Source organism: Streptomyces katrae, assembly GCF_000717655.1.
Taxonomy (GTDB): Bacteria; Actinomycetota; Actinomycetes; order Streptomycetales; family Streptomycetaceae; genus Streptomyces; species Streptomyces katrae_B.
Genome location: NZ_JNZY01000012.1, coordinates 107,132 through 119,827 on the forward strand (window position 1 = coordinate 107,132; position 12,696 = coordinate 119,827).

11 protein-coding genes are annotated in these 12,696 nt (G+C 70.1%); 6 read left to right on the forward strand and 5 right to left on the reverse strand.

The genetic code is table 11. The annotated features are described in order from the left end of the window. Positions 1-189 precede the first annotated feature (189 nt). Positions 190-939 (forward strand): SAM-dependent methyltransferase, encoded by a 750-nt coding sequence (locus IF09_RS0117760; protein ID WP_030296800.1) that lies wholly within the window; start codon positions 190-192, stop codon positions 937-939. A 43-nt stretch (positions 940-982) separates the two neighbouring features. Here IF09_RS0117760 and IF09_RS0117765 read toward each other — a convergent pair whose 3' ends face one another. The 4 genes from IF09_RS0117765 to IF09_RS45675 form a co-directional block, all read right to left on the reverse strand. Further along, positions 983-2,674: a carbamoyltransferase N-terminal domain-containing protein gene (locus IF09_RS0117765; RefSeq protein ID WP_234321046.1), complete on the reverse strand. Its 1,692-nt coding sequence runs from the start codon at positions 2,672-2,674 to the stop codon at positions 983-985. Continuing rightward, positions 2,658-3,230: a GNAT family N-acetyltransferase gene (locus tag IF09_RS41815; RefSeq protein ID WP_158709998.1), complete on the reverse strand. Its 573-nt coding sequence runs from the start codon at positions 3,228-3,230 to the stop codon at positions 2,658-2,660. The genes IF09_RS0117765 and IF09_RS41815 overlap by 17 nt, the downstream gene beginning before the upstream one ends. A gap of 4 nt (positions 3,231-3,234) precedes the next feature. Then, positions 3,235-4,029 (reverse strand): SDR family NAD(P)-dependent oxidoreductase, encoded by a 795-nt coding sequence (locus IF09_RS0117775; RefSeq protein WP_030296805.1) that lies wholly within the window; start codon positions 4,027-4,029, stop codon positions 3,235-3,237. A gap of 220 nt (positions 4,030-4,249) precedes the next feature. Beyond that, complete coding sequence (locus tag IF09_RS45675; RefSeq protein ID WP_158709999.1) at positions 4,250-4,405, reverse strand: hypothetical protein; 156 nt, start codon at positions 4,403-4,405, stop codon at positions 4,250-4,252. Between the two features lie 310 nt (positions 4,406-4,715). Here IF09_RS45675 and IF09_RS40345 point away from each other — a divergent pair, with 310 nt between their 5' ends. From IF09_RS40345 to IF09_RS0117800, 5 genes are all read left to right on the forward strand, one after another. After that, entirely contained in the window at positions 4,716-5,474 is a 759-nt protein-coding gene (locus tag IF09_RS40345; protein ID WP_051832603.1) for a thioesterase II family protein, read from the forward strand. A 106-nt stretch (positions 5,475-5,580) separates the two neighbouring features. Then, a complete protein-coding gene (locus tag IF09_RS0117785; RefSeq protein WP_030296808.1) occupies positions 5,581-7,272 on the forward strand; it encodes an ABC transporter transmembrane domain-containing protein in 1,692 nt (563 codons plus the stop codon). A 49-nt stretch (positions 7,273-7,321) separates the two neighbouring features. Further along, entirely contained in the window at positions 7,322-9,115 is a 1,794-nt protein-coding gene (locus IF09_RS0117790) for an ABC transporter ATP-binding protein (protein WP_037635242.1), read from the forward strand. 16 nt (positions 9,116-9,131) lie between these two features. Then, positions 9,132-10,220, forward strand: a complete 1,089-nt coding sequence (locus IF09_RS0117795; protein ID WP_051832605.1) for an ornithine cyclodeaminase family protein — start codon at positions 9,132-9,134, stop codon at positions 10,218-10,220. Continuing rightward, on the forward strand, positions 10,217-11,821 hold the full coding sequence (locus IF09_RS0117800; RefSeq protein ID WP_078613315.1) for an amino acid adenylation domain-containing protein: 1,605 nt from the start codon (positions 10,217-10,219) through the stop codon (positions 11,819-11,821). The genes IF09_RS0117795 and IF09_RS0117800 overlap by 4 nt, the downstream gene beginning before the upstream one ends. On the opposite strand, the gene IF09_RS0117805 is transcribed toward IF09_RS0117800, so the two are convergent. Next, complete coding sequence (locus IF09_RS0117805; protein ID WP_030296814.1) at positions 11,797-12,633, reverse strand: putative nonproteinogenic amino acid hydroxylase; 837 nt, start codon at positions 12,631-12,633, stop codon at positions 11,797-11,799. The genes IF09_RS0117800 and IF09_RS0117805 overlap by 25 nt on opposite strands. Positions 12,634-12,696 lie beyond the last annotated feature (63 nt).

Below are 12,696 nucleotides of genomic sequence, written 5' to 3' on the forward strand. Positions count from 1 at the left end.
GCCCTGGCCCGGTTCCTGGAGCAGCTCCCGATCGCGTCCTGACCACGGGCACCACGACCGGGCTCGCTCACGACCGGTGGCGCGGGCGCCGTCGGCGTTCCGGTGGACGACAGGGCCCCGGCACACGATCGGGTTGTCCGGTCGACCGTGTCGGGGGCTTTGTGGCGAGGGGAGGGGCAGGATGCTGCCATGGACCGCCGACAGATCAGCTCCCTCGCCCACACCGGCCACCCCGTCGCCGCTCCGCTGAGCGACGAGTCCGTGCACAGGCTCCTCGAGCGGGCCCTGCCGAGCGGCGACGTCCGGCTGCTCGACCTCGGGTGCGGATCGGGCACCTGGCTGATGCGTGCGCACGCCGCCCGCCCGGACCTCCGCGCCGACGGCGTCGACAACGACGCAGAGGCCATCGCCGCCGCCGGCCGCGCCGTCGACGAAGCGGGGCTCGGCGGCCGGATCGCCTTCCACGCCCAGGACGCCGCGGAGTTCACTTCGCCGCACCGGTACGGCCTGGTCCTCAGCATCGGTGCCACCCACGCGTTCGGCGGCCTGATCCCCACCTTGAAGGCCGTCGACGGCCACCTCGCCCCGGGCGGAAGCGTTCTCATCGGCGAGTGCTTCTGGGAACGCGAACCCGGCCGCAAGACCCTCGACGCCGGTTTCGCCGCCGACGACTACGCTGATCTCGCGACGACGGTCGACCGCATCACGGCCGACGGCTGGGTGCCGGTCCACGGACACGTCAGCAGCCTCCAGGAGTGGGACGACTACGAGTGGTCCTGGACCGGGTCGCTCTCCCGCTGGGCCCTCGACAACCCGGAGCACCCCGACCATGGCCGGGCGCTCGAGGCCGCGGCCGGACACCGCAAGGCCTGGCTCCACGGCTACCGGGGCACGCTGGGCTTCGTCACCCTGCTCCTGCGCCGCCCGACCCGGCCCTGAAGCCCGGCCGGGTCGGGGCATGACTCCGGGGTCGCGCCCCGGTTCAGCCGTCGGTGCGCTGGTACAGCGTCCCGTCGCTCCAGATCCGGGCGACCCTGCCCCACTCGGCGGCCGAAGCCACGTCGGGGAAGAAGCCGTGCCCGTTGAGGTTGGCGCTGGTGTTGCAGAGCACCGGGACGCCGCTGAGCCGTCGATAGGCCGACAGGACGGCGAAGAGCAGGTCGTCGTCCTCCGGGCCGACCGTCTGGAGCCGCGCGGTGCCGTCGAGGTGGATGACCGCGGGGATGCGGTCCACCCATTCCGCCCGCACCTCGTGGTCGAAGAGCATGTGCGGGTCCGGCGTGCCGGGAGCGAAGATCCCCGGTGCATCGGCCTCGAGGCAGATGGGGGCGACGGGCCGGTAGGGTTCGCGGTCCTTGACCCGGTTCAGCTCGTCCTTCATCGACGCGCTGACCGGGGCCGCCAGGATGCTGCGGCCGCCGAGTGCGCGGGGGCCGAGTTCGGCTCGTCCGTGCAGGACCACCACGGGCTCCCCGGACTCGTGGAGGATCGCGGCGAGTTCCTCCGGAGCACACGCCGACGCCGACCAGCCGGCGGGCAGCTCGGGCGACGGCGTCAGCGCCGGGCCCAGCCGGGGGTTCCACGTGAGCGGGGCCAGCCCGTCGCGCTGCGCCCGGCCCAGAACGGCCGCTCCGATGGCGGAGCCCGAGTCGTTGGGGAACGGCGGGACCCACACGTCGCGGAAGTCCGGCGCCTCGCGCAGCGCGCTGTTCCACTTGATGTTGAGCGCGCAGCCGCCGGCGAAGCACAGGTTCCAGGGGCCTTCGCCCTTGGCGGCGCGTACCTTGGCGGTGATCCGCTCGACGAGGAGGTCCTCGAAGAAGGCGTGCACGCTCGCCAGGACGTCCTCGTCGCTGATCCCGTTCTCCGACACGCGGGTGCGGACCGCGGAGAAGAACTCGTGCACGGGAGGCACGGACGGCTCGAAGAGACTGCCGTACCCGCCGACCGTCGCGCGGTACTCCACGGCCGCCGGCTCGTCGCTCTCGAAGACGCGGTGGAACTCCTCCCGCAGCACCGTGACGACGCGCTCGTCGACCTGGCCCAGCGCGATGTACGCCATGAGCTTGCCGGCGACCGAGAGGTCGTCGACCGTGGGTGACTGGACGGTCTTGCGGAAGGGCCCGAAGTGGTGTCCCGCAATGGCGTACGCATGGCCGAGAAGGGGGAAGAGTTCGCCCAGGTTCTCCACGCCGTCGCGCGGGTCCACCCAGTAGAGGCGGGGGAAGAGTCCACCGTCCCAGACCAGGACGAAGGAGCCTTCGCCGCGCTGGGCGAAGGGGCTGGATGCGTAAGCGCTCGCCACGTGCCCGGCAGCGTGCGGGAAACTGGTGTACGCGTAGGTCCGGCCGTCCATCGGGAACTTGCCCGAGACGCTGGGCGAATCGAGCGCCGGGCACGCCGCCGATTCCCGGTAGGGACCGACCACGATCTCCGTGGGCAGCCCCTGGTCGAGGAGGGCCACTGTTCCGGAGACGTCTCCGTCCCAGCCGTCGACGACCCACTGGTCGACGTCCTCCGGCTTGTAGCCGAAGTCGGAGAGAATTCCGGGGATCAGGCTGAAGTCGGCAACGGTGCTGTAGCGCAGACCGTTCCCCAGCTTCTCCATCTCGACACTGAACACGAGACGGTCGTCGTCGAGCAGGGCGACGGCACCATCATGCGTGAGTTTCAACCCGCAGATTATCAACTGTGTCACTCCTTGGTCTGCTTGAGTCGGCACATGGACGTGCTTCGGTCTCCGACGGCTCGGAGATGAGTCTCAACTGGTAAAGGCTGGATCTTCGGCCCGGACGGAAGAGGGCGCGCCATTCGTCACGGATCTCGCTCGCCGGGACTTCCGAGAAACCCAGCTTCCCGAACCACTCCCCGCTGTACCGGGTCAGGGCCAGCAGAGAGCCGTATCCGAGTTCTCTGCCGATGGTCCCGGCAATACCGACCAGGTGCCGGCCGATCCCCCTGCCCTGCCAGTCGACCGCGATGCACAGGTTGTAGACGAGCAGGCTGCTGCCGGAGGGTGCCACCCCTGCGCAGCCGACCATTCGGTCCCCTTCACAGGCGACGACGAAGCCCTGTGACAATTCAGCCAGTTCGGCCAGCGGGCGAGCCACCAGCAGGCCCTGCTCGACGAACGGGGCGGAGAGCAAGGCGATCTGCTCCGCATCCTCGGGGCGGGCGGGTCGTGCAACGAGCACGTCCGTCGCGGTCAGGCGCCGGGAGGCGGTCTGCACGGACTCACGCACCCTCCGCACCACCCGGCCGGGCGGTCGGGCTGCCGGCGACGCCGAGCCCGAAGGGCTGCTCGGCCGACATCAGTTCGATCATGTTGACGTTGACCCGGGCGGGCTGCGAGAGACACCAGGCAACCGCCTCGGCCACGTCGGCGGCGGTGAGCGGTTCGATGCCCTGGTAGAGCGCGTCGGCGCGCTCTTCGTCCCCGTCGTAGCGGACCTTGGCGAACTCGGTCTTCGCCATACCGGGCGCCACACAGCTCACTCTGACGCCCGTTCCCTGGAGGTCGACGCGCATGTTCAGCGACAGCTGGTGGACGAATGCCTTGGTGGCGGCATAGACGTTCCCGCCCATGTAGGGGTAACTCGCCGCGATCGAGCCGATGTTCACGACGTGCCCGGACCCGCGCGAGACGAGGCGGGGAAGCACCAGACCGCTGAGGTTGAGCAGACCGGAGATGTTCGTGTCGATCATTTCGCGCCAGGAATCACCATTGCCCGACTGAAGGGTGTCGAACCCTCGCGAGAGGCCAGCATTGTTGACGAGGACCGAGATGTCACGGAATTCCGGAGGCAGCTCGTCGAGGGCCATGGCCAGACCTTCTCGGTCACGGACATCGGCGACCACCGGCAGAATCGCTCCTGTGGAGTCCTCTTCCGCCAGCTCTTTCAGACGGTCCGCTCTGCGGGCCAGGCCCACCACGGAGTAGCCCTGCCGGCTCAGCACCTGTGCAATTCTCCAGCCGAATCCCGAGGATGCACCCGAGACCACGGCCACGCCACGCTTTTCCTGCGTCATGCACACACCCCTTCGGCCCCGTTGCGCTGTATCGCCACGACGCCTTCACGCGTTCATCCCACACCCCCGTCAGGGGCGGGGTTCTGGACACCTGCTTCAGCGGCATCGGGGTCTCCTTGCACGCCGACCGGCCAGAGTTACGCCTCGTTACGCCGAAACACCCTCGCCGACAAGGCTCCAGGTCGACTGACCTCTAACCCGTAAACTCCTCGCCAGTGAATCACGGGCCGATGCGGCGGCGGGGATTCTTCCATTTCACTTCCAGCCGATCGAAAGCGGAGCTCAAGGCGGACTCGACCGGGTTCACGGTATAAATCGTCGGGTGGGTCGGCCCGAAGACGATGACATGGAGGGTGCGCCGGCTGTCTGTTGACATTCCAAGTCCACTCCGTGATAGGAATGTTGGCGACGAGGCCGGGAGCTGTGCATTTCGAGTCGAGTCTCACTCGAGGGTCAGTGCATGACGACCGCTCCGGACTTCTCGTACCGCGCCCTCCGTTGAAGTCATTTCCGGTCGCCGAGTACGAACCGTTCGCGACCGCTGAACGCCACCTTCGACTGACAGGGGAAACAGTGTGCCTCCATTCAGCAGTGCCACATTCACGTGTCCGTCTTAGCCCGGCCACTGCCGAACCGGTTCTGCCCGAGGTGCCGGGCGCGCCCGCCGACGACATACGGGGGCGGCTGTGAAGCCGGGGCCCCTCGTGGAGTGGGACCCGCCGCGCACCGCGAAGGCTCTCCTCGTGTGCCTGCCCCACGCGGGTTCCGGCGCCTTTCAGTTCCGCACCTGGCAGGAACTGCTCGGCCCCGACATCGCACTGCTGGCCGTACAGCTGCCGGGCCGCGAGAACCGGTGGCGCGAGGAGCCCGCGACCGGCATGGCGCAGGTGCTCGACGAGCTGGCGCCGGCCGTCGCCGCCCGGCTCGACCTGCCCTACTTCGTGTACGGCCACAGCATGGGAGCCCTGGTGGGGTACGAGCTCGCCCGCGCCCTGGGCCGAGAGTACGGCCGGTGGCCCAGCGGATTCGTCGCCTCGGCCTCCCGGGCCCCGGACGACCAGGGCGAGCCCTCCGACACGCCTCGGCTGACCGACCGGCAGCTCGTCGACGAACTGGTTGCGGAAGGCGTCGTGCCCGCGGCCGTGGGCGCCAACAGCCGCCTGGCCGCGGCGGTGGCGCGGCCCCTGCGCGGCGACAACGCCATCTGCGACTCGTACACGCCACCTGGCGAGGACGCTCTCCTGCCGTGCCCGCTCGGCGCATGGCGGGGGCAGGACGATGCAGGCGTGACGGACGACCACATCCGCAAGTGGCCCGCCTGGTCCGCCGGTACCGGCACCGTACGGACCTTCCCCGGCGACCACTTCTACCCCCTCGCCGACCCCCTCCGCGTGACCGCCGAACTGCGGGCGTTCGTCCTCGGTCAGCTGTCACCGCACAGCTGACCGGCGGCCCTCCCGAGCGTCCCCCCGACGGCAGAACCGCTCAGTACCTCCTGTCCCCCCGACCGCCCCGGCCCCTCCGGGACGGGACAACCCCGAAGGATTCGCATTGCCAAGCAACAATCCGCTGCCCGAGCTGGGGGATCCGGACCTCCGGTCGCCCCGGAGCTATCTTCGATGGCTGATCGGCAGGCAGTCGAGCACACTGTTCCTCGGGGTGTTGTGGGGCTGCCTGTGGATGGCCAGCATGGGCCTGACCCCCTTCACCATCGGCCGGGCCATCGACGCCATGACGGAGAAGGACACCGACCGGCTGCTCGTCTGGACCGGCGTCATCATCGGGCTCGCCCTGGTGACCACCGCCGGCAGCGTCCTGCGCCACCGCTGTGACACGATCGGCCGGCTCAAGGCCAACTACCTGACGTTCCGCCTCGTGGCCGCGCACGCGGTACGGCTGGGCGCGACCCTGCCCAAGCGGATCTCCACCGGCGAGGTCGTGGCCATCGGCACGGCCGACATCACCCGCATCGGCGCCCTGCCCGGCGCCGTCGCCCGCGGCATCGGCAGCGCGGTCACCGTCGTGCTCGTCGCCCTGGTGCTGCTCTCCACCTCGGTCACCCTCGGCCTGCTCGTCCTCATCGGCGTCCCCGTCCTGCTCGCGGGCACGGGCCCGCTGCTCAGGCCGCTGCACAAGCGCATCGGCAGCTACCGCGACCTGCAGGGCGACTTGACGAACCGGGCCGGCGACATCGTGTCCGGTCTGCGCGTACTGCGCGGCATCGGCGGCGAAGCCGCGTTCGGCGAGCGCTACCGCAAGGACTCCCAGCGGCTGCGGCAGGCGGGCGTCCACGTGGCGAAGGTCGAATCGGTGCTGCCCGCCGCCGAGGTGCTGCTCCCCGGGATCTTCGTGGTGGCGGTCGTCTGGATCGGCGCCCGCCTCGCCGTCGGTGGCGGTCTCACCGCCGGGGAACTCGTCGCAGCCTACGGGTACGCCGCGTTCCTCATGCTGCCGATGCGCACGGCGACTTCGGCGGTGCAGTCGTTCGTCGGTGCCGATGTCGCGGCGCAGCGCGTCGTGCGCGTACTGGCCCTCGAGCCCGACGCCACCTCCGACATCGCACGCGCCGACCTCTCCGAGGCGCCCGACCTGTACGACGCGGAATCGGGGCTGCGGGTCCGGCCGGGACTGATGACCGTGATCGCCGCCTCCACCCCGGAGGAGGGCGCCGAGATCGCCGAACGGCTCGGGCGCTACGCCCCGGGTGAGGTGACCGTCGGTGGTGTGCCGCTGGACTCGCTTCCGCTGGAACAGGTGCGTGAACTCATCCTCGTGGCCCGCAACGAGGACACCCTCTTCTCCGGTGTCCTGGCCGAGGATCTGGGCGGACGCTCGGACCAGGTGCGCGCGCAGGCCCTGCACAACGCCAATGCGGAAGACATCGTCGAGGCCCTGCCGGACGGTCTGGCCACCGTCGTCACCGCAGGGGGCTCCGCCTTCTCGGGCGGCCAGCAGCAGCGGCTGCGGCTGGCGCGCGCGCTGGCGGCCCGGCCCGGGGTCCTCGTCCTGGTGGATCCGACCAGTGCCGTGGACGCGCACACCGAATCGGTGATCGCCGAACGGCTCCACAGGTCCAGGGCGGAGCTCACGACCGTGGTCGTGAGCAACAGCCCGCTGTTGCTCGACCAGGCCGACGAGGTGGCCTACGTGGAGGACGGCAAGGTCGTCGCGACCGGCACACACCGTGAACTCGCCACCGGTGCGTCCCAGTACGCCGCCGTTGTCATGCGGGAGGAGACGTGATCGTCACCGTCCCCAGTCCTTCCGACAGCCGCCCTCAGAGGAGTGCCCAGTGAGTCTTCCGGTAGCCGACGCGAAGACGGTCCGCCGTCACGTACGGGGCCTGGTGCGCAGCCATACCGGCCTGCTGACCCGCACCGTGCTCTGGTTCGTCCTCGCCACGGTCTGCGGTCTGGTCGTGCCCGCCCTGCTGGGCCGGCTGGTCGGGCAGGTGGAGAAGGGCATCACCACCGGCCAGGTGGACTTCACCGTGCTGACGATCGCCGGACTCCTGCTGCTCCAGGGCGTGTTCACCCGTACCGCCCGCCTGCAGGGGGCCCGGCTCGGTGAGCTGGTCCTGGCCGACATCCGCGAGGGGTTCGTGCGGCGGGTGCTGACCCTGCCCCTGCACACGGTGGAGAAGGCCGGGGCCGGCGATCTGCTGACCCGCAGCACCCGCGACGTGGATGCGCTGTCCAACGCCGTGCGCATGGGGGCGCCGTCGATCCTGGTGGCCAGCCTCTCGGTGGTGCTGACGCTGGTGGCGCTGATCGTGACCAGCCCCATCATGGTCCTGCCGTGCCTCATCGCCGTCCCGCTCATCGTCTGGTCGACGCGCTGGTACCTGGCGCGCGCCCGGGATGCCTACCTGGCCGAGGCGGCCGGCTACTCCGACCTCGCCCAGGGCCTCTCCGAGACGGTCACCGGCGCCCGCACCGTGGAGGCGCTGGACCGGTCCGGCCCGCGCATCCGCCGTACGGACGAGGACGTCGAGCGGGCGAATGGCGCGGAGCGGCGCACGCTGTTCCTGCGCAGCGTCTGGTTCCCGCTGATGGACTTCGGCTACGTGCTGCCGGTCGCCGCCACGCTGCTGTTCGGCGGGCTCTTCTACATCGAGGGCTGGGTGAGCCTCGGCGAGGTGACCGCCGCGACGCTGTACACCCGGGCCGTGATCGACCCGCTGGACGAACTCCTCGGCTGGCTCGAGGAGCTGCAGGTCGGCGACGCCTCGCTGGCCCGCCTGATCGGCATCGAGGCCGGGGCCGGACCGGAGGGCGACTCCGGTCGGCGGCCCGAGGGTGACCGGCTGGCCGCGGAAGGCGTCGCCTATGCCTACCGGGCCGGTCACGACGTGATCGAGGACGTCAGTCTCAGCGTCGGATCCGGTGAGCGCATCGCCATCGTCGGCCCTTCGGGGGCCGGCAAGTCGACCCTCGGCCGTATCCTCGCGGGGATCCACGAGCCGCGTACCGGATCGGTCACGCTGGGCGGAGTACCGGTCCACGAACTGCCGTTGGAAGAGCTGCGCCGCAACGTCGCGCTGGTCACGCAGGAACACCACGTATTCCTCGGGACCGTGCGCGAGAACGTCGCACTGGCCGCGCCGGACGCCACGGACGAGCAGGTGACGGCGGCCCTGGCGGCGGTGGCCGCCGAGGAGTGGGTCCAGGCCCTTCCGAACGGCCTCGACACCGAGCTGGGCACCGACGAGAACCCCGTATCGCCCGGCCAGGCACAGCAACTGGCCCTGGCCCGGCTCGTCCTGGCCGATCCGCACACCCTGGTGCTCGACGAGGCCACCTCGCTGCTCGACCCGCGAGCCGCCCGCGACCTCGAGCGTTCGCTCGCCGGCGTACTGCGCGGGCGGACCGTCATCGCCATCGCCCACCGGCTGCACACCGCCCACGACGCGGACCGTGTCGTCGTGATGGAGGCCGGCCGCATCACCGAGCAGGGGGCTCATGACGAGCTCGTCTCGGCGGGGGGCGCGTACGCCGGACTGTGGGAGTCCTGGCACGGGCGCGGCCCCTCGGCCTCGTCGAAATCCCCTGTTCCTTCACCTTCTTTGGACCAGTCCGAACACTGAGCGCCAGGAGAGACCGTTGCAAGCTGACCGCACACGCATACTCGACGCCGAAGCCATCGCCACCATCGTCACGAAGGTGGGGCTGGGGCAACTCTACGATCTGACGATCGCCCGTCTGGAAACCGTTCTCGCCACCGGCCGCGACGCACCGGTGGAAATGAAGCAGCGGGACGGATTCCTCATCGAGACACCCCATCTGGGGCTGCTGGAGTGGATGCCCGCGCTCCGGCACGGCGCCACGGTGTCCATGAAGATGGTCGGCTACAACCCGCACAATCCGGTCAAGAACCAGCTGCCCACCATTTTGTCCACCCTGTGCGCCTTCGATGCCGACAGCGGCCACCTGCGGACGGTCATCGACGGGACCTTCGCCACCGCCATCCGTACGGGCGCAGCGTCCGCCCTGGCCAGCCGGGTGCTGGCGCGCCCGGACTCCGCGGTCCTCGGTCTCGTGGGCTGCGGCGCGCAGGCCGTGACCCAACTGCACGCCCTGTCCCGGGTCTTCTCCTTCTCCGAGATCCTGGTGTGCGACGAGGACGTGCGCGCGGAGAACTCCTTCGCGGCCCGGTCCCGGCTGCCTGCCGGGGCCGTACGGGTCGCGCCGCTGGCGGAGGTGGAGGAGCGGGCCGATGTGCTGTGCACCGCCACCTCGGTCGCGCCGTACGCGGGCCCGGTCATCCAGGGAACCAACCTCAAGCCCTGGGTACACATCAACGCCATCGGCTCCGACATGCCGGGGAAGACCGAGCTGCCGCTGGAGCTGCTGCGCAGGGCGGTCGTCTGCCCCGATCACGTGGCGCAGGCGCGGGCCGAGGGCGACTGCCAGCAGCTCGCTCCCGAGGAGATCGGGCCCTCGCTCGCCGAGATCCTCCTGGACCCGGAGGCCCACCGGAAGCTGTCCCCGGTCACCACCGTGTACGACTCGACGGGCCTGGCGCTGCAGGACCTCGTCATGGTCGAGGTGTTCGAGGAGCTCGCACGGGACCTCGGTGTCGGTCACCACCTCGCCATCGAGGCGACCGCCGACGACCCGCAGGACCCCTACTCGTTCCTGCCGGGGCCGGTCACCCGGTCCTGGGAGGGGCGGCCGGGGGCACGGCGATGACCGCGGCGTCCCCTCCCCCGGGGCACGCCGGACCGGTGGTGGACATCGGCGTGTCCTCGGTCCTGGAGCTCATCGACCGCGAGGTCGGCGCGCACCCGGGGGCGCCCGCGGTGCGCGAACCGGGCCGGGAGGTGTCGTACGCGGAACTCGACCGTCTCGCGGACACCGTCGCGGACCGGCTCGGGCGGGACTTCGGCATAGCGCGCGGTGACACGGTGCTCATCGCCGGGCGGGCGGGTGCCGACTTCACCGCGGCGGTCCTGGGCACGCTGCGGGCCGGAGCCGCCTATCTGCCGGTGGACACGACGTACCCGCCGGAGCGCATCGAGCAGATCCTGCGCGCGAGCAGCGCGGCACTGCTGGTCCTGGCCGATCCAGGGGCGCTGGACACCGGTGCCTCGGGGACGCGGGCGACCGCCCTGGCGGGTCTGGTGGCACCGGACCCGGCGGGCGGCGCGGCGCCGGCGGCGGTCCGCCGGCGGCCGGCGCCGGAGGATCCCGCTTACGTCATCTTCTCCTCCGGATCCACCGGCAACCCCAAGGGCATCGTCCAGACCCACCGCTGCCTGGCGAACTTCATCTCCTGGCAGGTGGACGGCTCCGGGCTCGGGCGCGGACGGCGGGTCCTGCAGGTGGCCCCGCTGACCTTCGATGTGTCGGTCCAGGAGATGTTCTACACGCTCGCCTCGGGCGGCTGCCTCCATGTGCCGGAGCCCCATGTGCGGCGCGATCCACGGGATCTGATCGACTACGTCATCGACGAACGCATCGAGGTCGTGGACTTCCCGCAGTCGCTCATCGACGTGGTCATGGCGCTGCCGACGAACTTCGAGCACGCCGCGGACCTGCGCCACATCATCAGCGCGGGCGAGACGGTCCGGTGCACGGAGGCCCTGGAGGGGCTGCTGACGCGCCGGCCGGAGATCACCCTGCACAACCACTACGGGCCGGCCGAGAACCACATGGTGGCCAGCCACTCGATGAACGCGGCGGCCGGCAATCTCGAACCGAGGCCGCCCGTCGGGTCACTGGTGTGGAACACCTACGTCTACCTGCTGGACGAGCACGGTGTGCCGGTGCCCGACGGGCAGGTCGGGGAGGTGTACATCGGCGGTGCGGGGGTAGCCCTGGGGTACACCGATCCCGAGCTGAGCGGCACCGCGTTCGTGCCGGATCCGTTCCGCCCGGGCAAGCGGCTGTACCGCACCCGGGACCGGGGGGTGTGGCGGGCCGACCAGACGCTCCAGTTGCTGGGCCGGATGGACGACCTGATCAAGATCCGGGGCAATGCCGTGGAACCGCGGGAGGTGGAGGCGCGCCTCACGGACTTCTCCGGGGTCAAGGACGCCGCGGCGTTCCCGGTGGTGCGGGCCGGCGGGGCGGTGGAGCTGCACGCTGCTCTCACCGGTGCTCCGCCGCCGGCCTCGGAACTGCGCCGGGCGCTGCTCGCGGTCCTGCCCGACTACATGGTGCCGGTTCGCTGGTGGCTGGTGGACGGCCTGCCCGTCTCACCCAACGGCAAGCTGGACCGCAAGGCCCTGCCCGGCGACGGGGCGCAGCCCCTGTCCCTGGTGCCTCACCATTCGAACGCCTCGCGGTAGCCGCGCTTCTCGATGCAGTACGTCCGGAACGCCTCGGCCTTCTCGACCAGTGCGTCGTCCCCGGTGCGCACGGCGGCTTCGACGAACCAGTCGAACGCCGCCGTCGCATCGGCCTGGCGGGTGAAGTGGACCGCAGCGAACTTCCGGAAGGAGGCGCGCAGGCCGGTGGCGTTCATATCGGCCGCGGAGGACATCAGCTCGGCCACGTCGGCGTCCGTGACCGGCGGACGCGAAATGATTCGGACGGGCAGCTCGGACTGGATGGTGTTCTTGATTTCAATGGGGGCTTCGGCGTCCGAGAAATCAAGGCAGAGAGACAGCCTGGGGAGTCGTGAGACGCTCCGGGCCGAGTGCGGAACCGTGGTGTGGATTTTCCATACCTCACCACGGCGGAGGTGATAGACGATGTCGTTCTCGGAATGCAGGGAATCCTCGTCCGTGCGCAGGGGTATCTGAAGCCTCGTACCTGGCTCGGAGAATTCTAGAAAATCGACATGGGGCGCGAGAATTCCGTCACTGAGGCCGAATATACGGACCCACTGCAGCCTCTCGAGGGGGAAGTTGTCGGTGACGAGCGACATGATGTTGGGAAGCTTCCTGCCCAGCTCAGTCAGGGCGAGCTGCCCCTCGTAGGGCCGGAAGGCCGTGTCCTTGGCACTTCCCCCGGAGTTCGCGAGGACATGCGCGGACCAGTGACCGAAGGAAAATGCGTCGTACTCGCCACCGGCATCGTTGGAATCGATGACCGAAAGTTCCTCGGTCAAGTCGTAGGAATCGATCGGAAGCGTGGCGAGCCTTTGTGATTTGAGCATGCGAGATCCCGTCGGTTGATGAGCGCACCGTGGCGCCGGACTCCGATGATCGGCAATCATAAC

What these genes read in the sequence shown, in the direction of transcription:
- IF09_RS0117800 (WP_078613315.1), top strand. Translation starts at nt 10,217, where the DNA reads ATGACCGCGGCGTCCCCTCCCCCGGGGCACGCCGGACCGGTGGTGGAC.
- IF09_RS0117805 (WP_030296814.1), bottom strand. Translation starts at nt 12,633, where the DNA reads ATGCTCAAATCACAAAGGCTCGCCACGCTTCCGATCGATTCCTACGAC.
- IF09_RS0117760 (WP_030296800.1), top strand. Translation starts at nt 190, where the DNA reads ATGGACCGCCGACAGATCAGCTCCCTCGCCCACACCGGCCACCCCGTC.
- IF09_RS0117775 (WP_030296805.1), bottom strand. Translation starts at nt 4,029, where the DNA reads ATGACGCAGGAAAAGCGTGGCGTGGCCGTGGTCTCGGGTGCATCCTCG.
- IF09_RS45675 (WP_158709999.1), bottom strand. Translation starts at nt 4,405, where the DNA reads ATGTCAACAGACAGCCGGCGCACCCTCCATGTCATCGTCTTCGGGCCG.